Origin of the sequence: Lysinibacillus fusiformis (assembly GCF_002845985.1) — a bacterium.
Taxonomy (GTDB): domain Bacteria; phylum Bacillota; class Bacilli; order Bacillales_A; family Planococcaceae; genus Lysinibacillus; species Lysinibacillus fusiformis_D.
This window is the reverse complement of record NZ_PDFK01000003.1, coordinates 241222-261913: the sequence shown is the minus strand read 5'-3', so window position 1 is coordinate 261913 and position 20692 is coordinate 241222. Positions and strand designations below refer to the sequence as shown.

At 38.3% G+C, this 20692-nt stretch carries 24 protein-coding genes and 1 riboswitch; of the genes, 8 read left to right on the top strand and 16 right to left on the bottom strand.

The window, feature by feature from the left end; all coding sequences use genetic code 11:
* Positions 1 to 26: 26 nt before the first annotated feature.
* Positions 27 to 1217, top strand: coding sequence for an MFS transporter (locus tag CRI88_RS11975; RefSeq protein WP_089933664.1), 1191 nt, complete (start codon positions 27 to 29; stop codon positions 1215 to 1217).
* Between the two features lie 166 nt (positions 1218 to 1383).
* Here the strand turns inward: CRI88_RS11975 and CRI88_RS11970 are convergent, their stop codons facing one another.
* A complete protein-coding gene (locus CRI88_RS11970) occupies positions 1384 to 3270 on the bottom strand; it encodes an FAD-dependent oxidoreductase (protein WP_036125984.1) in 1887 nt (628 codons plus the stop codon).
* The gene (locus CRI88_RS22870) at positions 3234 to 3368 is read right to left on the bottom strand and encodes a hypothetical protein (protein WP_255358812.1); all 135 of its coding nucleotides are present in this window, start codon (positions 3366 to 3368) and stop codon (positions 3234 to 3236) included. Before CRI88_RS22870 ends, CRI88_RS11970 begins: the two co-directional genes overlap by 37 nt.
* A gap of 532 nt (positions 3369 to 3900) precedes the next feature.
* Here CRI88_RS22870 and CRI88_RS11965 point away from each other — a divergent pair.
* The gene (locus CRI88_RS11965; RefSeq protein ID WP_036125988.1) at positions 3901 to 5505 is read left to right on the top strand and encodes an ABC-F family ATP-binding cassette domain-containing protein; all 1605 of its coding nucleotides are present in this window, start codon (positions 3901 to 3903) and stop codon (positions 5503 to 5505) included.
* Between the two features lie 456 nt (positions 5506 to 5961).
* Here CRI88_RS11965 and fabF read toward each other — a convergent pair whose 3' ends face one another.
* The 3 genes from fabF to CRI88_RS11950 form a co-directional block, all read right to left on the bottom strand.
* Entirely contained in the window at positions 5962 to 7197 is a 1236-nt protein-coding gene (gene fabF / locus CRI88_RS11960; RefSeq protein ID WP_089933587.1) for a beta-ketoacyl-ACP synthase II, read from the bottom strand.
* A gap of 27 nt (positions 7198 to 7224) precedes the next feature.
* Complete coding sequence (locus CRI88_RS11955; RefSeq protein WP_089933590.1) at positions 7225 to 7782, bottom strand: TetR/AcrR family transcriptional regulator; 558 nt, start codon at positions 7780 to 7782, stop codon at positions 7225 to 7227.
* Positions 7783 to 7863: 81 nt separating this feature from the next.
* Positions 7864 to 8334, bottom strand: a complete 471-nt coding sequence (locus CRI88_RS11950) for a DinB family protein (RefSeq protein ID WP_036125994.1) — start codon at positions 8332 to 8334, stop codon at positions 7864 to 7866.
* Positions 8335 to 8503: 169 nt separating this feature from the next.
* Here CRI88_RS11950 and CRI88_RS11945 point away from each other — a divergent pair, with 169 nt between their 5' ends.
* Entirely contained in the window at positions 8504 to 9130 is a 627-nt protein-coding gene (locus CRI88_RS11945) for a hypothetical protein (protein ID WP_089933593.1), read from the top strand.
* A gap of 58 nt (positions 9131 to 9188) precedes the next feature.
* Positions 9189 to 10013: a S1 family peptidase gene (locus CRI88_RS11940; protein WP_101966644.1), complete on the top strand. Its 825-nt coding sequence runs from the start codon at positions 9189 to 9191 to the stop codon at positions 10011 to 10013.
* 52 nt (positions 10014 to 10065) lie between these two features.
* Here CRI88_RS11940 and CRI88_RS11935 read toward each other — a convergent pair whose 3' ends face one another.
* From CRI88_RS11935 to CRI88_RS11925, 5 genes are all read right to left on the bottom strand, one after another.
* Positions 10066 to 10557, bottom strand: a complete 492-nt coding sequence (locus tag CRI88_RS11935) for a YkvA family protein (RefSeq protein WP_089933600.1) — start codon at positions 10555 to 10557, stop codon at positions 10066 to 10068.
* Positions 10558 to 10706: 149 nt separating this feature from the next.
* Entirely contained in the window at positions 10707 to 10838 is a 132-nt protein-coding gene (locus tag CRI88_RS22865; RefSeq protein ID WP_256375538.1) for a hypothetical protein, read from the bottom strand.
* Positions 10831 to 10962, bottom strand: a complete 132-nt coding sequence (locus CRI88_RS22860; protein WP_255358813.1) for a hypothetical protein — start codon at positions 10960 to 10962, stop codon at positions 10831 to 10833. The genes CRI88_RS22865 and CRI88_RS22860 overlap by 8 nt, the downstream gene beginning before the upstream one ends.
* Before the next feature lie 307 nt (positions 10963 to 11269).
* Complete coding sequence (locus CRI88_RS11930) at positions 11270 to 11470, bottom strand: cold-shock protein (protein ID WP_004230088.1); 201 nt, start codon at positions 11468 to 11470, stop codon at positions 11270 to 11272.
* Positions 11471 to 11691: 221 nt separating this feature from the next.
* Complete coding sequence (locus CRI88_RS11925) at positions 11692 to 12012, bottom strand: DUF1033 family protein (RefSeq protein ID WP_230593917.1); 321 nt, start codon at positions 12010 to 12012, stop codon at positions 11692 to 11694.
* A gap of 88 nt (positions 12013 to 12100) precedes the next feature.
* On the opposite strand from CRI88_RS11925, the gene CRI88_RS11920 reads away from it, so the two are divergent.
* Both CRI88_RS11920 and CRI88_RS11915 read left to right on the top strand, forming a co-directional pair.
* Complete coding sequence (locus CRI88_RS11920) at positions 12101 to 13828, top strand: methyl-accepting chemotaxis protein (protein WP_036126005.1); 1728 nt, start codon at positions 12101 to 12103, stop codon at positions 13826 to 13828.
* 45 nt (positions 13829 to 13873) lie between these two features.
* On the top strand, positions 13874 to 14155 hold the full coding sequence (locus tag CRI88_RS11915; RefSeq protein WP_036126007.1) for an acylphosphatase: 282 nt from the start codon (positions 13874 to 13876) through the stop codon (positions 14153 to 14155).
* Positions 14156 to 14307: 152 nt separating this feature from the next.
* Here the strand turns inward: CRI88_RS11915 and CRI88_RS11910 are convergent, their stop codons facing one another.
* Together CRI88_RS11910 and CRI88_RS11905 are read right to left on the bottom strand one after the other, a co-directional pair.
* Complete coding sequence (locus CRI88_RS11910; protein WP_058844433.1) at positions 14308 to 14829, bottom strand: hypothetical protein; 522 nt, start codon at positions 14827 to 14829, stop codon at positions 14308 to 14310.
* A 170-nt stretch (positions 14830 to 14999) separates the two neighbouring features.
* Positions 15000 to 15146, bottom strand: coding sequence for a hypothetical protein (locus CRI88_RS11905; protein ID WP_231745069.1), 147 nt, complete (start codon positions 15144 to 15146; stop codon positions 15000 to 15002).
* Positions 15147 to 15553: 407 nt separating this feature from the next.
* Between CRI88_RS11905 and CRI88_RS11900 the strand changes: the two genes are divergently transcribed.
* Both CRI88_RS11900 and CRI88_RS11895 read left to right on the top strand, forming a co-directional pair.
* Positions 15554 to 16204, top strand: coding sequence for a 5-bromo-4-chloroindolyl phosphate hydrolysis family protein (locus tag CRI88_RS11900; RefSeq protein WP_036126015.1), 651 nt, complete (start codon positions 15554 to 15556; stop codon positions 16202 to 16204).
* Positions 16201 to 17268, top strand: coding sequence for a toxic anion resistance protein (locus tag CRI88_RS11895; RefSeq protein ID WP_058844434.1), 1068 nt, complete (start codon positions 16201 to 16203; stop codon positions 17266 to 17268). The genes CRI88_RS11900 and CRI88_RS11895 overlap by 4 nt, the downstream gene beginning before the upstream one ends.
* A gap of 47 nt (positions 17269 to 17315) precedes the next feature.
* On the opposite strand, the gene CRI88_RS11890 is transcribed toward CRI88_RS11895, so the two are convergent.
* The 4 genes from CRI88_RS11890 to CRI88_RS11875 all read right to left on the bottom strand — a co-directional run bounded on the left by CRI88_RS11890 (position 17316) and on the right by CRI88_RS11875 (position 20275).
* Positions 17316 to 17513 (bottom strand): DUF6501 family protein, encoded by a 198-nt coding sequence (locus tag CRI88_RS11890; RefSeq protein ID WP_036126026.1) that lies wholly within the window; start codon positions 17511 to 17513, stop codon positions 17316 to 17318.
* A gap of 264 nt (positions 17514 to 17777) precedes the next feature.
* A complete protein-coding gene (locus CRI88_RS11885) occupies positions 17778 to 18509 on the bottom strand; it encodes an amino acid ABC transporter ATP-binding protein (RefSeq protein WP_036126028.1) in 732 nt (243 codons plus the stop codon).
* 12 nt (positions 18510 to 18521) lie between these two features.
* Positions 18522 to 19247 carry an amino acid ABC transporter permease gene (locus tag CRI88_RS11880; RefSeq protein WP_036126030.1) on the bottom strand — a complete coding sequence of 242 codons (726 nt, stop codon included), beginning with the start codon at positions 19245 to 19247 and terminating at the stop codon, positions 18522 to 18524.
* Positions 19248 to 19417: 170 nt separating this feature from the next.
* A complete protein-coding gene (locus CRI88_RS11875; protein ID WP_036126033.1) occupies positions 19418 to 20275 on the bottom strand; it encodes a transporter substrate-binding domain-containing protein in 858 nt (285 codons plus the stop codon).
* 118 nt (positions 20276 to 20393) lie between these two features.
* A riboswitch (Lysine riboswitch) is annotated at positions 20394 to 20580 on the bottom strand.
* Positions 20581 to 20692: the final 112 nt, after the last annotated feature.

The window sequence follows — 20692 nt, the reverse complement described above, 5'->3', positions numbered from 1 at the left end:
ATATAAAGGAGTGATGTTTTTTGATTATGAATAAAGAAAATGCATTTAGCAATAAACATAAAATTTTAGCCTTCACATTAACCTTATTAACGTTTGTCATGGGAACAAGTGAATTTGTTATTGTAGGATTATTAACGGAGGTCTCTACAGATTTAAGTATACCAATTGCCACAGCTGGTTCCTTGATTTCTGGATTTGCTATCGCCTATGCGATTGGTACACCCATCTTAACCGGTTTTGTTAGTAGATTTGCAAAATATCCACTCATGTTAGTATTGATTTCCCTCTTTATACTTGGAAATATTGTAAGTGCCCTCTCTAGTTCCTATGGTATTTTAATAACTTCCAGAGTTGTTACGGCTGTTGTCAGCGGCGTACTTACAGCATTAGCCATGTCCATAGCGAATGATAGTATGCCAAAAGAAAAAAGATCCTCTATCATTGCTTTCATATTTGTGGGCTTTACCATTGCCAACGTCATGGGTGTACCTCTAGGAACAATGGTTGGACAATGGAGTAATTGGCACATGACATTTTGGTTAACGGCAGCTTTAGGCGGGATTGCCTTTATCATCAGCATGTTTGTGCTACCTCGAAATATCAAAGCAACAAAAAGTTCACTATCAGAGCAATTAAGTTTATTTAAGCAACCTAAAATCATTCTAGCATTCTTCATTCCTGTTTTTACGATTGCTGGAACATACACAATCTATACTTTTATTACGCCCATTTTACAACAAAAACTTGGTATTGAAACGAAATACATAGGTATTGTTCTCTTAATCTATGGCTTCTTTTCAATCTTTAGTAATCTTTTAGCTGGCAAGATTGCTCAGCATAACGGTTTAGGTAGATTGCGCTATACGTTCATTATTCAGGCCATTATCTTATTTACTCTGTATTTTACGATGTCCTCTATGTGGTTAGGGCTACTGACTATTATGTTAATGGCTGTCATGCTATATACTGTTAATGCAACTGTCCAACTCTACTTCATGGATTTAGCTGAAAGATATTCTCCCTCTGCAAAAGACTTTGCATCCTCATTAACCCCTGTTGCTGTTAATGTGGGGATTGCATTAGGTTCTGCAATAGGAGGATTTGTCGTAGCTTCTGGCAGTCTAGACAAACTTTCGTGGGCTGGTGGAATCTTAGCGCTCATAGCCTCAGTGTTAACATTCATGAGCTATAGATTAAATCAAAAGGATCAAATTTAATACTTCCGTTTAACACTATATGTAAAGGTTGCTTGAAACAAAAGGAGATCTCTGACTGAGTGAGGCTGCCCATAGTGGAAATCAACGGCTTTATATTATTGTAAAATAAAAAAACTGTAGGCAAACGCTCAAATTTTTCGAGCTTGTCTACAGTCTGAAACATTCCTCAAGAAGAGGAATGCTTCTTTTCTACATAATGAATGACATCAGCCATGATGGCGTACATCTCTTTTAATTTTAATTTCTTATTGTCTGAAATTTTCTTTGCTACTTTTTCAGTGACAATTCCTTTTTCCTTTAATGTATCCCAGCTAGTCGCATTGGATTCACCAATGAGGACGTCAGCCAAATATTGAGCCATCTCATCACGTTCAATGGCTTCTTCGCCATTATTATAAACTTTATTGATGACAATTTCGAGCTGATCACTCATACCTGCTGCACTTTCTCCACCAGCTCGTAGCATACTCTCTTTTAACATTTTAGCAAACTTTATTTTTGTCGCCTGGCTGTCCACTTTTAAATCATTATCATAACCACCCACCACTAGGCCATAGTTAATGAGTGTTTGAATAGCTTCATCATACCATTTCCCTTGATATGGGTACTCCATAGAAAATGAATCAACATATGCTCCCTGTTTGTCGAGCTGTTTTCTTAACGTAGCAATTAACTGTTTATCCTTGCTCATATCTCTAAAGGTTACATCCTCTTTCATGACTAGTGCAGCCGCAGTCCCGGCCGCTTCACCTGTCACCATCCCTGTCGGAACAATGCGCGCACTACCTGCCGCCAGTGATGAATACCCTGCAGAGCGTCCAACCACCAATAAGCCATCAATGTCCTTCGGTACTAATGAACGGAAAGGAATAGCATACTGCTTTGGCGCTGCAATGACATACCCATAATCATGCGGCGTTTGTGCTTGCACATCGACTGGATAAGAAGCAATCCCAATGCTATCCCATTGGTCACTATTTTTCCACAGGTCAGCCATCGTTAATTGATATTCCGCCCAAATATGTCTCGTTTCTCTTACATAAAGTTCCTCTGGATAGCTAATAATTTCAGCCTTTTCAAACCCTGGAAAATTCGCTTGTAAATATTCTAGAATGTGTAACGTTTCTTTCTTTCCTGCGACAATAGCAGCTTGTTTCGAATTGTCATTTAAGCCATCAATACCAAAAATCTGTAATGCATTAATAAAATATTCATCATCTACACGAGCTAAGTTTAACCCTCTTAATCGTGTACCCTCTTGCAAAGGCTTGTATTCATCATGGAGCTTTGTAAAGCCCCACATCACGGTATGATTCAAATTAGCACCGCCAAACACATCGGATTTAGCCGCTTTTTTTACTTCATCCCAATCGACATTTTTCAAATGCAACATTAATGTCACAGCCATGCGTTTATCTTTTATGCCAATATCTTCTCCTCCCACAAAGAAAGGAACGTTGGACATGGCCGCAAAATCAGCATCCTGCGTGGCATCTATAAATGATTTCCCTGTCACTACATATGTACCGTACTCATTTTTTAATTCCACTGACGTTAATTGTTGTTGATGAACATTCGCTTTCACGACCTCGGTTTGCACCGACAAGGTTAAATTAGGTTCTTCATCGATCAGTTTTTTAAAGGCAGCCTTAGCACCAACAATGCCAAACGCATCTTTCCCTGTCACCAGCTCATGCCATTCCTTAAAAATACCTTCACTAATTGAGTTGTTACGACCATCACGCGGAATATCAAGGAAATTCAACATACCGTATGTAAATAATCCACCTAACTCTTGTCGTTTTTCTACCAATAAAGTTTTAGCACCATTTCGTGCCGCAGCCACTGCCGCAGCTACTCCCTCAGGTTCACCACCAATGACAATGACATCATACTCTGTCTCTATATTTTTGATTGGCTCTGGCTTTTTATACTCATCCACTAATTTATTGTATGCCATAGAGTTCGTCATTTCTTTTATAAAATAGTAGCTTCCAAACCCAAGTAAAACTACTATTACACAAGTGGCTGTCCATAATAAGCCCTTACCCATAAAGTACCTCCGATAACTAATATTTCCACAAACATGTTTATTTTATCATCATTTCCGCCTCTTGGAAGAGCTGAATGTCCTATTTTCTGTGCATCCATATGAAAGCATGTCTGTAAAGCTAACTAAAACGCCTCATCTACGGAATTCTTTGGTTTGAAAGGATTCACCTAAACTCATGAATGTAATCATTTTTTGAGGATTGGATGTTTTTTGTCCATCTGTTAGACAATGCTAGTTGCGAAAACTAGGATGATTGAAAGGAACGATCGGCTAGCAATCAAATCGGGGATGACGTGCCTACACACCAGTGATGATCAGGACGTTGTTTCCTTGAATGTAAACAATCAGCATTATTTTAGTTGATAGCTTTGTGAAGAAGCAAACAATATCCATGTGGTAAATGATGTCATTTTTCTATTCTTTTGCAAAAACAGTTAATCACACTACAATGTAGACGTCTCATCCTAAAAGAAAGTTACAGCAAGAAAAATTTTAAAAATGTATCTTTATTCAGTTTTTGTTTAACAAAAACTATTGAAAGAACGCCAAACCTTGATTTAATAATGTTTATAGACTATGGAACATATTTCATGCTATACTAGAGCCATTGTGAAAAAAGGAGGAACTTGCATGATTCAAGTTAGTAATGTAGGTCTTCGCTATGGCGATCGTAAACTATTTGAAGACGTAAATATAAAATTCACACCAGGAAATTGCTACGGTTTAATTGGGGCAAATGGTGCTGGTAAATCAACATTTTTAAAAATCCTTTCTGGTGAAATTGAAGCCCAAGAAGGTAACGTATCCATGGGCAAGGACGAACGTTTATCTGTCCTAAAACAAAACCACTTTGAATACGATGAGCATACAGTGCTCGACACAGTTATTATGGGGAATAAACGCCTCTATGACGTAAAAACAGAAAAAGACGCTATCTATGCGAAGGAAGACTTCTCAGATGAAGATGGCATGCGTGCAGCTGAGCTAGAAGGTGAATTTGCCGAGCTAAACGGTTGGGAAGCTGAATCAGAAGCTGCAACATTATTAAACGGTTTAGGTATCTCAGATGATCTTCATTACATGCTAATGGGCGATCTTGAAGGTTCTGACAAAGTCAAAGTTTTACTTGCACAGGCACTATTTGGTCAGCCTGATGTCCTTTTACTCGATGAGCCTACCAACCACCTTGACTTAAAGGCGATTCAATGGTTAGAGGAATTCCTGATTAACTTTGAAAATACAGTCATCGTAGTATCCCATGACCGTCACTTCTTAAACAAAGTATGTACACATATTGCGGATTTGGACTTCTCTAAAATCCAATTATACGTAGGTAACTATGATTTTTGGTATGAATCTTCTCAATTAGCGCAAAAAATGGCGCAAGATCAAAATTCGAAAAAAGAAGAAAAAATTAAAGAATTACAAGCGTTTATCGCACGCTTCTCTGCGAATGCTTCTAAATCAAAACAAGCAACATCTCGTAAAAAAATGCTGGATAAAATTGAGCTCGATGATATTAAGCCATCAAGCCGTAAATATCCATTTATCAACTTCCAAATCGGTCGTGAAATCGGTAATGATGTACTGACAGTAGAAGATTTGACAGCAAGTCATGAAGGCGCAACATTATTCAAAGACATTCGCTTCTCTATGAACAAAGAAGACAAAATCGTTTTACTTGGTAGCCCAATGGCGAAAACAGCCCTTCTTGATATCTTAATGGAAGAAAAAGAAGCAGATGCTGGATCATTTAAATGGGGTGTCACAACATCTCAAAGCTACTTCGAAAACGATCATGACAAGTACTTTGAAGGTTCTGAGAAAACATTAGTGGAATGGCTACGTCAATATTCTCCAGACGATGAAACAGAAAGCTTCCTACGTGGATTCTTAGGACGTATGCTATTCTCTGGTGAAGAAGTGAAAAAATCCCCTGCTGTTCTATCAGGAGGCGAAAAAGTTCGTTGTATGTTATCAAAAATGATGCTTGCGACAGCAAACGTGATTTTACTTGATGAACCAACGAACCACCTTGACCTTGAATCCATTCAAGCACTGAACGAAGGCTTAATTCGTTTCAAAGGTGCCATGATTTTCACATCACATGACCATCAGTTTATCCAAACAATCGCCAACCGTGTCATCGAAATCCGTGAAGACGGCTCAATTTTAGATAAACAATTAACATATGATGAATTCTTAGAGTGGAAAGACAGCCAAGGCTTAAGCTAATTTCCACCAAAAATCCTCTACCAGCATTAGGTAGAGGATTTTTTTGTGTAGCGGATGCTGTCATAATTTATAGAATGCTATTAAGATACAAAAGATGATTTAGGAGGGGTAAAATTGCAATTATTTCGGATGTCCACGGAAATAAACCAGCATTAGAGGCAGTGGTAAAGGACATTTGATTAAGAAAGATTGAAAGAATTTTTTGTTTAGGTGATAATAACTAGTTTTGATCAAAACCTTGAAAAGCCCCTGATACAACCACTCCCCCACAACATGGAGATTTGCTTGTTCTGCTGATAATTCTCTACCTCTTCCAATTACCATAATATAGCTTTTGATTGATTTATTATAAGAAAGGTTTATTGAATGAAACGATTTCTTAGGAGGGGCAAAAATAAAAGAATGGTAAGAAGCTGGATGCTCCTACCATTCTTTTCATCAACGATTACTCGATTTTTATTCCTCCACCTTTTTAAACGCTAGTACGGCATTATGGCCCCCAAAGCCAAAACCATTGGATAACGCAATATTGACAGGTTGTTGTAGTGCCTTGTTCGGCACATAGTTTAAATCACACTCTGGATCTGGTGTTTCGTAATTAATGGTTGGCGGAATGATGCCTTCCATTATACTTTTCAATGTAACAATGGCTTCGATGCCCCCAGCCGCTCCAAAGAGATGCCCTGTCATCGATTTTGTAGAGCTCACCTTTAAGTGATAGGCATGTTCGCCAAAGACACTTTTAATTGCCTTTGTTTCGGATTTATCGCCCTCTGGTGTACTAGTACCATGCGCATTAATGTAATCGACAGTCGATACATCTATATCGCCCATTTTTAAGGCTAATTTCATCGCATTGGCAGCGCCCGTATAATCAGGTGCTGTAATGTGGTAAGCATCTGTTGTGACACCATAGCCTACAATCTCACCAAGAATCGTTGCGCCCCTTTGTTTGGCATGTTCATATTCCTCTAAGAATACGATGCCAGCTCCTTCTGACATGACAAAGCCATCTCGCTCACTGTCGAAGGGACGGCTTGCTTTTGCTGGCTCATCATTTCTGGTAGACATTGCTTTCATTCGTGAGAAACCTGCAAAGCTAAGTGGATTGATGGGCGCCTCTGCTCCACCTGCTAAAATGCCATCCGCATAGCCATGTCGTATAGCTAAGAAGGCTTCTCCAATCGCTTGGTTTCCTGTTGCACAGGCTGAGACAGGTGAAAAGCTTGGCCCTTTAAAGCCTGTTTGTATCGCTAGTATTCCCGCGGCCATATTGCTAATCATCATTGGCACCATGAATGGGGACACCCTTCTAGGCCCATTATCGAGCATTGCCTGATGATTCTCTAAAATCGTCTCAATACCACCAATGCCTGAGCCAACATAAACACCTAGACGCTCCTTATCGATCTGCTCCATATTTAAATTGGCTTGCTCTAAAGCTTGTTGAGAAGCGGCAACTGCATATTGCACAAATAAATCATACTTACTGATTTCTTTTTTATCCATATACTGTGTTGCGTCAAAATCTGTAATCGTCCCTGCAATTTGCGTATTAATACCGCTGAATTGCTCTCCTTGAATTTTTTGAATTCCTGATTTCCCAGTTTTTATATTCTCCCATAGGGCTGAAACTGTATTCCCTAATGGAGATACAACACCATATCCAGTCACAACGACTCTTCGTACCATGCACATCTCTCCTTGTTATTTAGAAAATTATTTTAATAACGCCTTTAATTGCTCCAGCATTTTTACAAAAAACGCTTCTCCTAAAACGCGTTTATATTGTAACGCACCCTTTGTACTAGAAATAAGCAATATGGCTAGAGACTCTAAATCATCCGTCGCTTGGAGTGCACCCTGTTGTTTGGCTTCCTTCAATAGGGCTACAAAAACATCGATTTCCATTTGACTAAGCTGTTGTAGCTTGTCTTGCATCCGTTGTGGTAATTCTTGATAATCTGCCTGTAAAGCTGAAATAGGACAAACACCCTCTTTTTCTAGGCATTTTACTCGTTGCAAAATAAAAGCAAAAGGTTTTTCCTCCACTGGTATAGCGGAATCTTGAATCGTTTTATACGTCCCTTCTAGCCCTTGTTGAATCCTTTCGCAAACCGCAACTCCTAAGTCTCCTTTCTTTTCAAAATGATAATGAATACTTGCCTTCGTAACGCCAAGCTCTTTAGCTAAATGGTCATAACTAAATGATGTGAAACCTTTTTCCTGAATATGCTTCAATGATAATTCTATAATTTGCGTTTTTCTATTTGTCATGGTTTTATACTAACTTACTAGTAGGTAAGTGTCAATTTTTAGAAATACAGCAGATAAATGATTTATCTGCCGCTTGAATAATTATTGCATTTCTTTTGTTGGTCCCATCACACCAGGTACTGGTAAACCAGCTTGACGTAGCAGAACCGTCATTTGTCCACGATGATGTGTTTGATGGTCGATCAATACACGTAATAAAGCCCCTTTTGGCATTGGCGCTGTAAAGCCATTGACTACCTCTAGTAAATCTTCGTTAGAAAGCTTTGCCACTTCCTCTTTAATACCGTTGGCAATATTTTCATAGGCTGTCACAATGTCAGCAGCTGTCGTTGGTACGGGATCTTCTTGTCGAATCATTGGCACCTTTAAGCCTGCCAGATAACTAAAATAGCCTGCAGCCCCAACTAAATGCCAGCCTAGCCAGCCAAGTGTACTGTGGCCCTCCACAATATTTTGATTTAGCTTATCATCTGTTAGAGCCTGTAATACTTGCAGTGTTCCTTTAGATGCATTCGACCATTCCTGTAAAAAATCATCAATTTGTCTATACATATCTTTGCCCCCCACTCTTCAACTTCATTTCTATCATAGTTAATTTTCCCATGGGAGACAAGTTTCTGATTATAGTTTACATAATATAATTATTTATATTAACCTCATATCACTCGTATAACGTCTCGCATTCACGTATAATGAAAGAAAATAGCGAAGGAGTATGCCTATGAGACACTTTGTCCTAGTATTTTCTCTTGCATTTTTACTCACTGGTTGTAATGAAGAAGGAAAAGTAGAGCCCACGCCAACTGCGGAGGACAAACAGCCTGTTGAGCAGAAACAAACATCGCTTCTCTCCTATTTTCCAGCTGATGGGTCTACGGCCTATTTTCAAGGAGAAGGAAATGAGTTTGCTAGCTTCACACTGCGTACAACCTATCTCGATCCACAGCATATTGCACAAATAGAGGATAATGGTGGTGTGACTCTCTTAAAAATCTATCGCATAACGGATACAAATATTGATCTTGTCTATCGGGAACCAGTTGACAGCAATCCAAGTTTGCCAAGTGCAGCAGAGGCAGCTTCTTATCCTGTACTGGAAACAATTCTTCAAAAGCCATTACAAGTTGGGACAAGTTTTCAAGGCTGGACCATTCAATCAACGACCGCCACTGTTGATACAGGAACAAACATTTATCAAGATGTGATCCAGCTAACCCGCTCTAAAGATCAAATGACGACGACCAAATATTTTGTGAAAGATATAGGCCTAATTCGCATAGAGGATACGATGGAGACAGATCAAGATGAACCATTTGTTGTAACATCCACCTTGCAAAAAATAGAATAGTTTGATGATAACAGGCGTCCAGCTTGGGCACCTGTTATTTTAGCTTAGGGGGTCTTATATGAGTGACATACATAATGCAACATCCAAGCAAGAAGAATTGACGGAAGAAGAATTCATTGAGCTCGTACTCGAAGTACAACAAAAAGCATTAGCACGAGAACGAGAAGAACGGCTTCATGGAAAAAAGCCCAAAAAACAAAAACCTCTTGTGCGTTGGATGGTGTGGGGCATGGCAATGGTCCTATTTTTCAATACATTCGCCTTAGTTTTTCAAATTTATTCCATTCCAGCGATTGAATTCATCAAAGTTTCAACCCGACTCTCGGCACAAGAGGATATACAAACCTATAAAAAGGCAGTCGTTGAAATCTCGACTGGCTCTAGCAAAGGCACTGGTTTTGCCATTTCTCCTGACGGGCTTATTGTCACCAATGCCCACGTAGTAGAAGATGCCACTTCATTATCTGTTGTATTTCCAGACGAGGGATTGATGGAGGCAACGTTAATCGAAAGTTATCCAGCAGTAGATTTAGCTCTAGTACAAGTGGAGGCCGAGCAACTCCCCTATCTCCCACTAGCAGAAGATCCACCTTTTTCTGCGGATGAACATATTTATTTTATTGGTAACCCTCTCGCATTTACAGGTATTGCGAATGAAGGGACACTACTAGAATCCATTCAATTAGAGGATTGGCAGGAGCCCGTTATGATGCTGAAAGCCCCGGTTTATCGGGGGAATAGTGGTAGCCCTGTAATCGACCAACAGGGGAAGGTCATTGGCATTATCTTTGCGACGATGAAACATGAGCCGATTGGTCGTGTCGGCCTGTTCGTACCCGTTCAACAGCTCCATCATTTATTAGAAGCGCAACATAAAAAATGAACTTGTGGTAAGCAGGTTCATTTTTTGGGGGAATAGAGTTTACATAATATTATTATTTATCCTTACTTTCTTGCTTCACAAACTGAGCGATTGGTGATTTCACAGGGATCTTACTGACTACCTCATCACTCACTTCTGCAACTTTTTGTAGCACATGTAACAGCTTATCGTCCCCTGTCCAATGCTTTTCCACTACTTCCGGCCCCAATTTATTGATGATCGTATTGATCACAAAAGTCGCCAGCACCACATCATCTAAGTAGCCACCAAAGCCTAATAATCCCTCTGGCATCAGATCAATCGGCAGCACAAAATACGCAATAGAAGCCCCTATTAAAGCTCGACTTTTCTTATCTACACCCGCATCGGTTACTGTTTTAATTAATAAATGAAATAAATCAGGCACAAACATTAAATAAGGCGCAAATTTATTCTTTTTCCCCTTCTTCGATCCAAGAAAAGCTACTAATTTCATACGCAACTTCTGATAAAAATCTTGCTGCTCCTGTTCCTCAGGCAATTTTTCTACATTCTGCAAATCCATCTACCTCCTTCATTATTACAAACAATCTAGAATTTTTTCCATGGTATTCGCTACTATTAAGTGCAGTCTTTTCTCTACTTAGCACGGTTGCCCTTCAATTTTGCAGGCTATCCTTCGCTTTGTGTGGTCTATCCGCTACTTTTGCTATCCTATCCACCGCTTTGCTCAGATGCTCTCCATTTTTGCGAGCTATCCTTTGCTTTGAAGATTCTATCCGCTACTTTCATAAAGCTATCCTTCGCTTTACGCAGTCTATCCGCTACTTTTGCTATTCTATCCACCGCTTTGCTCAGATGCTCTCCATTTTTGCGAGCTATCCTTTGCTTTGAAGATTCTATCCACTACTTTCATAAAGCTATCCTTCGCTTTACGCAGTCTATCCGCTACTTTTGCTATTCTATCCACCGCTTTGCTCGGATGCTCTCCATTTTTGCGAGTTATCCTTCACTTTACAGATTCTATCCACTACTTTCATAAAGCTATCCTTCGCTTTACGCAGTCTATCCGCTACTTTTGCTATCCTATCCACCGCTTTGCTCAGATGCTCTCCAATTTTGCGGGCTATCCTTCACTTTGCTCATTCTATCCACTACTCTATATATAACCTAAATAATGATTTGTAATCCCTTAAACTTTTAAATGCTACAAAAAAAGACACCCTATTTGCATAGGATGTCTGGGTTTAACGAAAGTATTTTTTAATTACTGAGAATTAAAGTTTAGTTACGTTAGCAGCTTGTGGTCCGCGGTTGCCATCTACAACTTCGAATTCCACTTTTTGACCTTCGTCAAGTGTTTTGAAACCTTCGCCTTGGATAGCTGAGAAGTGTACGAATACGTCGTTTTCACCTTCAACTTCGATGAATCCAAAACCTTTTTCTGAGTTAAACCATTTTACTGTACCTTGTTTCATTTAAGAAAACCTCCAAAAAATAAAAGTGAACAATATGTAATTTCTTCAAGGAATGAAAAAAATTCACATATTACAAAGAGTACCGAACTAACGCGATCACTTTTTGTAATATGTGAATTCATGTTTCCGGTGAAGCAATTAAATTGTTAACCTAAGTATAACCGCCATTCATAATTTTGTCAAATAAAGAAATTGTTTTTTTACTTTATTTCAAAATCTTTTTACAACTCTCCGATTTTACAAGCAATAATGCCATGATAAACTTGTGCATCGTCATCACAAGCCTCACAATAGAAGCTTTCGTCATCAGACCAAAAAGCCCAATACTGCCCTTCTTTCGTCATTTCATTGTCATAAGAGGAACGAAAGTGTGCTAATTTTTGCTGTAATGCACTTTCAAAAAGCTCCTTCGTTTCAAATGTATCTTGTGTTTGAATAAAAGCTTCCCAGCCTTCAAATTTCCACCAAGGCTCGTAGTCCGCTTTCATGTAAATAATTGTATACATATTTGCCCATTCCTTGCTGTCATTAGATAATTTCATTTTAGCAAACACATCTGAAATGTCTATTAAAACCACCTGAATTATGCTATTATTACCTTATTATACATACTTTTTGGGAGGAATTTTTATGTTTTCAAGTATTCGACCTAAAGCAGAGTTAGAAGAACTTCTAAAACGTGGTACGGATTTGCATGCAACAGGCCGATTCCATCAAACACTGGCATTCAACCATTTTCATTCACAGGATGAGGAGCATTTGAGGACACTCTATCAAAAGCTAAAAGATATTACCCCCTCCATGAATGCCATTTTTCATCATTATTTAAGCGAGATATCCCCTACCTCTCAATTAACCATTAGTGAAGAAAATATCAATCAATACTTAACACAATTTTTCTTAGCAACACGTGATGATAATTATGTAGACGAAACTGTCAAATTTTTCAATCTATTTCGCAAGCATCAATATGAGCCTGGTAAACTAATTGTCGTATTTAATCAATTCGCATTCTATATTACGACATATATTTTACACAATTTTGGTATCAAGCCGAATAAGGCATTTCAATTTATGAAATCATTCCAATCCGCTGTCAATGTCGATCAAGAATTATTAGTGGAAGTCTTGACGGAACGCATTATTGAAAATGTAGTGGGCGAAGTATCCTCTTTAATGGATGTTAATGCCAAAATTATGTACATGAAAGATTTGGTCTTTAGCTTAGATAAACAAAATGAGGAAATTCAATCCTCCACTGCTGCAACAGAACAGATTGCCGCTTCTATTAATGAGGTAGCGCGTATGTCTTCTCATATATCTGAGAAAACGACTGAATCTGTTGACCATGCAACGCAAGGGAAAAATGCGATTGAGCATGCCTTATCAGAAATTTTTAAAACGGAAGAAACGTTTACTTCTATCGTAGAATCATTTTCAGAATTGCAAAAGCGGGTAAATGATATTGAGCAGGTTGTCACGTTAATCAACCAAATTGCAGATCAGACGAATTTACTTGCTCTCAATGCCTCCATCGAAGCCGCACGTGCAGGTGAACATGGAAAAGGCTTTGCGGTCGTAGCACAAGAAGTACGAAAGCTAGCTGAAAACACGGTCTCTGCTCTAAGCGAAGTATCTGCGAATGTTCATCATTTAAAGAGTTATTCCAATGATGTGTCTCATTCCATTACAGAAACGACAGCCATCATTAAAGAAGCTACTGTCGAGGCAAAAGATTCATTACCATTATTAAATGCCATTGTGCATGCGATTGAAGGCATTAATTTAGATGTTACAAATACAGCAGCCATTTCACAACAACAAGCAGCTGCAATTGATGAAGTCTCTGCGAGAATGATTGAAATTTCAAGTTTGCAGGAAGATATTCGTGATTATAGCCATAATACATCCAGTGACATTCATTTATTAGGGAAAGAAATTAACCGTTTCCGTAATGATATTATTGCCAACAATAATGTGCAGCTTTCATCTATTGCTCTTTTACAATTATCGAAGGCTGATCATATTTTATGGAAATGGCGCATTTATAATATGTTCCTTGGCCTAGAAAAAGTGGAACCAAGCGATGTTTCTTCTCATCGAGATTGCCGACTTGGCAAATGGTACACAGCGCCACGGACAGTAGAACGTTTCGGCCATTTACAGGACTATCATGAGTTGGATGGCTATCATTTACGTGTCCATGAATCAGCGAAGCTTGCTGCAGAAGCCCATAAAGCTGGCCATATCGAGCAAGCCGATGTCCATTTAAAGGAAGTAGATGAGGCATCTAAGCATGTTCTTTATTATATTAATAACTTAATTGCTTATTTAGAAAAAGAACGTGTCATGCAATAAACGGAGAGGCTCATCCCTCTCCCCCATTAGCTAGGAGGTATTCCCTTGAACAAACGAGCAAGTATCAAATTTTTTGGTGATGTTTACGGCACAGGCTACCGTTTTTTCATCAAACAAAAAGCTATTGAATTAGGGTTAAAAGGCTACTGCCGATTGAATGACGCAGAGCAAATTGAAGTGGAAGTAGAAGGCTCTGAAAAAGCGCTTAATGAATTCCTCCTTTTTGTCCAAAAAGGCGTCAGCCCTCAAGCTGATTCCAATTCATTTTCATTAGAATTGTACGATGAGTTAAAAGGATACGTACGTATGGAGTCAGACATTGTTTAGTCTGGCTCTTTTTTTTGTACTGTTATACGGGACGTCAAAAAGAGTAAAGAAAGCATTCCCTTTTCGCCATACATTGATATGAAACATTCCCCAAAACTAGGAACATCTTTTCATTTGAGCGTTATTTAATGTTCGTAATAGTCAACAACATACTAATCATATATTCCCCATTCAAATAAAAAATAATGACTATCAGATTTTCCAAATATATAATCATATGTATGTCCCTTTTTTATTTGAATAATTTCGACATTATTCAATCTAGTTAAAAGTTCTTTTACAATGGCCTCTTGAGCATTAAGGTATGCTAACTCATTTTTAAATCTACTGATAAAATCATCTTTGTTCACTAACTCCATATAACTGTATTTTTTGGGGTAATACTCATTAATCCAGCCCATTTCTAACGCCGTTATCCATTGTTCATCTGAAGGGTCTGGGTCATCATTAACTTCCCACTCCTCTCCATCAAACAATTCCTTTTTAAAGATCGCTGAAAATGCCTCTTGAATAGTATCAAATTGACTTTTTTCTGCAAATATTAAATCGACTTGCATAACATAGTTATCTCTAAATTCATATACATCAAATGATAAATTCGATAACCTTACATTAGCAATTTGTCTCGCAAATAAATTGTGATCATCAAGCAACTCTTGAATATCTTTCTTCATCAAATAATCTCCATACCTTTCTTCCTACTTCTATTAAATTAATACTACACCGCATTATTGTAAGAACTATAAAAGGCAACAAAAAGCCACGTTCAGACTTCTGACGATTATTTAATTTTTATTTTTTGAATCGTCGCAACATAGATAGATGCTTCATTGATTTTCACATATTAATTTTTGGATTCCTTCAAATATCCCTCTTTGCATAAATACGCTTTTAGCTTTGATTTTTTCTCAAAGATCTTTTCTATCACCTTTTGCTCCCATACTTGTTCATCTATATTTTTAGTAATCGACATCATATAAATTTTTGTCATGCTCTTTCCCCCTTTAACTATTTTACGAATTTATTTGGGTAAAGTTTCAATTAAAAAAAGACGTGCCCTTGAGCTAAGACCTATCATTTTGTTCCCATTCATAATGTTTTTGGGGTTGGGTCATCCTATTTATGAATGGATGCTACTGTTTTAGTTAACGCTTGAATGGTTATTAGTACTGATATGGGGAGATGACCGTTGAATCGCTCATGCCAATGCCACAATCGTTCATTAGGAGGACAAAATCGACGCATTTGGAGAAACAATTCACTTATTCTATGTATTATCATTGAGAAAGTTAACAAATAGCAGTAAAATTTATGTAAGGGATCATTTTTCAATGAAACTTTATGTCGATTATTTCGTATAAGAAGATAGACATATTGAAAAGCAAGGAGGATGAAACAATGCTTAGTGTCGGACAGTTTTTTTCTAGACATTCTGCCAGCTTTCTTATTTCGCTTACGACCGTTTCTATCGCAGCAATTGCGGCAAATCCTGGATTCTTCCTTGGTGGTTTACTGTTTGCGGGTTCCTATGCGACGAGTACAGCGTTGCTGAAACATAGACAAAAAAAGAAAGTCATGCAAATAGCAGGTATTACAAAAGAAGAATTCAAGCATATTGAAACACAATTATCAGCAGCTAATAAGCATATTCAAACATTAAGTCAAAACTATTTACGCGTACGTTCTGTATCTGCGTTTAAACAATTACTTGAAATGACGCGTATTTCTAAAAATATCGTCAAAATTGTGAAGACAGACCCACGAAAATTTTATAATGTAGAGCCCTTTTTCTATGCACACTTACCTTCTGCTGTGGAATTAACGGATAAGTATACAATGCTTTCGAAGCAGCCTGTGAAGGATAAAGAAATTCAATTAACATTATCAAAAACACGTGAAACGCTAACTGATTTAAATGATACGATTCAAATTGATTTAAAGGACGCGCTTGCTAATGATATTGATACCCTACAAATGGAGATTGAATTTGCAAATCGTTCCAATCTTAGACGTAGAGAACAATTGGATTGGCGAGGGGACGATAAATGACAGCAAATGAACACGCATTTCAACTGAATACCATACCAGGGCTTTCTCCACTGGTCCAATCCTATTTAGAAACAACTCCACAAAATGAGGCGATGGCGACTTATGAAACGCTATCGCCTCTTGCACAAAGTCGTGCCTTACTTTATGCTAGTCAAATTGATTTGACAGATTTTGAATCATTGCTGTCCCTTGGGCAAGATTCACAGCGAGCTCTGTCTCAATTTGCTGATCGCATGCTTGCGCAAGTGAAGCAAAAGGACGTCTCAAAAATCGGTCAAATGCTTGATTCCTTAATGCACACGTTAGATCGAATAGACCCGACGGCTTTAGAACCAAAGAAACAAACCTTTTTCAAAAAAATCTTTGGAAAAACAGAGCCGACTGTGAAGCAAACATTAACAGAATTTGAGCGTATTAGTATTCAGGTGGAACGTATTGGCGTTCAGCTAGAGCGTGCACAGCTTCAGTTGATCAAGGATGTCGAAAACTTAGAAGCGCTTTATGCTCATAATCGTGGATTTTTTGAGGAGCTGGCTACTGCTATTGCAGCAGGTCAAATGAAAAAACAGCAAGCCATTGAGGTTGAGTTACCCACACAAATAACGAGTGTTCAAGCAACGAAACAACCGCTTGCTATTCAGCAGCTCAATGACTTTGCCGCACAAATTGAAAGGTTGGATCAACGTATTTATGATTTACAAGTATCACAGCAAGTAGCGCTGCAAACGGCTCCTCAAATACGCATGATTCAACAGGCGAATCAAACGTTAGCGGAAAAAATTGAATTTTCGATTGTCACTTTGATTCCTCTTTGGAAAAATCAGCTGGCGATGATGCTTTCTATGCATATGGATCATCACTATGCACAGCTAGAAGAACGATTAGCTCAGGCACATGATCGCTTCTCTAGTCCATCGTTTGAACAACAGGTTTCGAAATTTAAAGAAACGCAGCGAGAACTGCAAACCGCGATTAAAGATGTGTTTGCCCTGCATACAGCAACTGAACAAGAAAAACAACAGCTACAAGATGTGGCAGGTGCCAGAGGCTATCAGCGCGATTAACAAAAAAGGGGTGGCTCAGCATATAATCTGAACCACCCTGTTTTATGTTATTCAAAATAATCTTTATAGTAGCCACCGACATTACCTGTATTATCGATGATAAAAATGAACTCTTCTGTTTCATTTTTTACTTCATATTCTTTCCCTACTGTTAATACATTGGACACTAAGTATTTTGATGCATTTGTATGTTTGCAAGTTATCGTTCGTAGTGTTGGCGCATCTTTCCATTTTAAATGTAACATATTCTCTCTACCTCTCTTTACTAGCCGAAGCTAATGTCTATTGCTTATTTTATAATATTTTTGGGCTTTTGTGGAGAAAAAAGAAAGACTATAGCTATTCTATCCAAAAAAAATGACTATTTGAGGTGTTATGATGAGTTTTGGTGGTGTACCGCAATGGTTTTTTATTATTGCTGTAGCATTTGCAATCTGCTTTGTTCTTTATGCAGAATGGAATTCTAGAAAATAAGTGAGTCCAATAAATCGGACTCACTTTTTCTATGCTTATTTTAATGTCCGCTTTAAAAATTCTTTTGTCCGTTCATGCTGAGGGTTTACTAATACTTGTGATGGCGGGCCTTCCTCGACAATGATGCCTTTATCCATAAAGACGACACGATCTGCCACCTCTTTGGCAAACTCCATCTCATGTGTCACGATTAACATTGTATTCCCCTCAGTGGCTAACTGTCGCATCACCTTTAATACCTCACCGACCATTTCTGGGTCTAATGCCGAAGTCGGTTCATCAAATAGCATGACATCTGGATTCATTGACAATGCTCGAGCGATAGCCACACGCTGCTTTTGCCCCCCTGAAAGCTGACGAGGCTTGGCGTTCACATATTGATCCATACCAACGATATTCAAATATTTAAGCGCCGTTTCTTCTGCTTCTTTCTTTGATCGCTTCAATACTTTGATTTGGCCCACTGTGCAATTGTTTAACACATTGTGATTGTTAAATAAATTGAATTGCTGGAATACCATTCCTAGATGTGTACGATATTCTTGAATATTGTGCTTATCATCTAAAATGTCTTCCCCTTTATAAATAATTTGACCACCACTTGGCGTTTCTAATAAATTGATGCAACGAAGTAATGTTGATTTACCAGAACCAGAAGAGCCAATTAAACAAACGACTTCGCCTTTTTCTACTTGGAAATTTACATCTTTTAACACTTGGTTACGTCCAAATGATTTACTTAAATGTTCAATCTTAATCACTGCCATTTGTGCGTCCCCCTATACAGCTTCTTTTTGTTCTTTTTGATAGGCATCAGGTCCATCTAGACGTTTTTCAACATAGAGAAGGATGCGAGATGCGGTAAATGTCATGATAAAATAAAGAATACATGCAACAAAGAATGATTCAAAATAACGGAAGTTGTTACCTGAAATTGATTTTGTTTGGAAGAATAATTCCGTTACCCCAATGACATTTAATACGGCTGTATCCTTAATATTCATAATTAATTGGTTACCTGTCGCTGGCAAGACATTGCGTGCTACTTGTGGTAAAACAACATGCAGCATGATTTGGAAGTGATTCATACCAATTGCCGACGCTGCCTCGTATTGACCATTATCAATCGAGACAATACCACCTCGAACAATTTCTGCCATATAGGCCCCTGTGTTAAGGGAAACGACTAAAATACCTGCTGTAATAAAATGCATATCGATACCAAATGCAATATCTAGTCCGTAGTAGACTACCATAGCCTGTACAATCATTGGTGTACCACGGAAAAATTCAACATAGCATGTCAGGATAAAATTAATAAGCTTTAAGCTATAAAATTTTAAACCTTTTTTACGAACTGGAATCGTATGCATAATTCCAATGAAAAATCCGATGAATGCACCAATAATTGTACTAATAATCGAAATCAGTAACGTATAATACGCACCTCGTAAAAACATTTGCCAGTTGTTTTCAATAATTGAAAGTATCCATTCAAGACTCATGATGTTCCTCCTAACAATGTCATGTTGCTTGCTTATTTCCTTCGTGTCCTAGCTATTTCTACTATTCTATGATTTGTTACGCTAGGACATTATCATTATGTAGAGAGGTTCTCATTTTGATAATGATGAAATGATCATGCACGGACCAGCAACTAGCCCGTGCCTTGTCATTATTGTGCTGCTGGTTGTTGAGAAATCGCTTCTTCCATAATCGCTTGACGATCGTCTTCCGAAATACCTTTTAGGATTTCGTTGATTTTTTCACGGTTTGCATCGTCTTTACGTAAGCCTACAGCAATCGAAGTATTGGAAAGATCCGTATCAAAGCCTTCTTCAAATGCGACATATGTGAACTTATCGTTGGCAGCAGCAGCGGAAATACCTTCTGGACGTTCTGCTACATAGCCATCAATTTTGCCAGCCTCTAAAGCGACACGCATTGCGGGGAAGCTTTCCATTGCTGTTTGTTTTTCTACACCGTTAATTTGATCAATAACGTTGTAGTTCGATGTATTTAATTGTGAAGTAATTTTAGCACCAGAGAAATCTTGAATCGATTTTGCATTTTCATACTTGCTACCTTTCTTAATAACCATAACGAAATCAGAAGTATAGTAGTTTTCTGTAAAATCAATCGTTTTCTTACGCTCTTCAGTTGGTGACATACCCGCGATAATCGCATCAATTTTGTTAGATTGTAGCGCTGGTACTAATCCGTCCCATTCCATTTTGACAATGACTAGCTCTTTGCCTAAGCCTTCAGCAATTTTTTTTGCCATTTGGACATCGTAGCCGCCTGCATACTCTGCATTATCAGCAATTTTCACTGCACCATTAGCATCACCTTGCTGTGTCCAGTTAAATGGTGGATAGCCAGCCTCCATTCCGATTCGGAATTCACCGCCACTTGCTTCCTTGTCAGCACCAGCATCACCTGAACCGCCATCCTTTTTGTCGCTAGTGCCACATGCAGCTAGCACAATTGCTGTCATGATAGAGATCATTACTAACAACCATTTTCTTTTCATAAAAAACTCCCCTTTTCTGTAAAAAAATAAGACAACTGTAATAAAAAAGACCTAAGTATATTGAACTTAGGTCTTACCTTGTATGACAGTTGCCCAAATCCTCACTATAATTTCCATTTTCCGAGATAGCACAACCTAGTAAATCTGGAAATCCATTTACTAGGACAGTCCTGCACTTATTCACTGCAGACCCAGCATAAAAGTACGAGCTCCTTTTATACTTCGGCGATATTTCCTTCTTCATTGCGTCTTCGCTTGCTTGAACTCAACAATGAACTAATAAATACCGCGCCTCTACCTCACTGGTAAACGTTAGTGAGGTTTGTTTATTTAATTGATATTTAGATACTACTATAAAACTAGTACACTCGTCAAGACAGTTTTAACATTTTTCTGACTAATGGCAATATTAGGATA

Bases quoted from the DNA above. Each gene is read 5' to 3' on its own strand.
- fabF (WP_089933587.1), bottom strand. From the start codon at position 7,197: ATGGTACGAAGAGTCGTTGTGACTGGATATGGTGTTGTATCTCCATTA.
- CRI88_RS11900 (WP_036126015.1), top strand. From the start codon at position 15,554: ATGCTTAGTGTCGGACAGTTTTTTTCTAGACATTCTGCCAGCTTTCTT.
- CRI88_RS11895 (WP_058844434.1), top strand. From the start codon at position 16,201: ATGACAGCAAATGAACACGCATTTCAACTGAATACCATACCAGGGCTT.
- CRI88_RS11920 (WP_036126005.1), top strand. From the start codon at position 12,101: ATGTTTTCAAGTATTCGACCTAAAGCAGAGTTAGAAGAACTTCTAAAA.
- CRI88_RS11970 (WP_036125984.1), bottom strand. From the start codon at position 3,270: ATGGGTAAGGGCTTATTATGGACAGCCACTTGTGTAATAGTAGTTTTA.
- CRI88_RS11975 (WP_089933664.1), top strand. From the start codon at position 27: ATGAATAAAGAAAATGCATTTAGCAATAAACATAAAATTTTAGCCTTC.
- CRI88_RS11955 (WP_089933590.1), bottom strand. From the start codon at position 7,782: ATGACAAATAGAAAAACGCAAATTATAGAATTATCATTGAAGCATATT.
- CRI88_RS11935 (WP_089933600.1), bottom strand. From the start codon at position 10,557: ATGGATTTGCAGAATGTAGAAAAATTGCCTGAGGAACAGGAGCAGCAA.
- CRI88_RS11930 (WP_004230088.1), bottom strand. From the start codon at position 11,470: ATGAAACAAGGTACAGTAAAATGGTTTAACTCAGAAAAAGGTTTTGGA.
- CRI88_RS11925 (WP_230593917.1), bottom strand. From the start codon at position 12,012: ATGAAATTATCTAATGACAGCAAGGAATGGGCAAATATGTATACAATT.
- CRI88_RS11905 (WP_231745069.1), bottom strand. From the start codon at position 15,146: ATGACAAAAATTTATATGATGTCGATTACTAAAAATATAGATGAACAA.
- CRI88_RS22870 (WP_255358812.1), bottom strand. From the start codon at position 3,368: ATGGATGCACAGAAAATAGGACATTCAGCTCTTCCAAGAGGCGGAAAT.
- CRI88_RS11950 (WP_036125994.1), bottom strand. From the start codon at position 8,334: ATGTATAGACAAATTGATGATTTTTTACAGGAATGGTCGAATGCATCT.
- CRI88_RS11940 (WP_101966644.1), top strand. From the start codon at position 9,189: ATGAGTGACATACATAATGCAACATCCAAGCAAGAAGAATTGACGGAA.
- CRI88_RS11875 (WP_036126033.1), bottom strand. From the start codon at position 20,275: ATGAAAAGAAAATGGTTGTTAGTAATGATCTCTATCATGACAGCAATT.
- CRI88_RS11880 (WP_036126030.1), bottom strand. From the start codon at position 19,247: ATGAGTCTTGAATGGATACTTTCAATTATTGAAAACAACTGGCAAATG.
- CRI88_RS11885 (WP_036126028.1), bottom strand. From the start codon at position 18,509: ATGGCAGTGATTAAGATTGAACATTTAAGTAAATCATTTGGACGTAAC.
- CRI88_RS11910 (WP_058844433.1), bottom strand. From the start codon at position 14,829: ATGAAGAAAGATATTCAAGAGTTGCTTGATGATCACAATTTATTTGCG.
- CRI88_RS11965 (WP_036125988.1), top strand. From the start codon at position 3,901: ATGATTCAAGTTAGTAATGTAGGTCTTCGCTATGGCGATCGTAAACTA.
- CRI88_RS11890 (WP_036126026.1), bottom strand. From the start codon at position 17,513: ATGTTACATTTAAAATGGAAAGATGCGCCAACACTACGAACGATAACT.
- CRI88_RS11945 (WP_089933593.1), top strand. From the start codon at position 8,504: ATGAGACACTTTGTCCTAGTATTTTCTCTTGCATTTTTACTCACTGGT.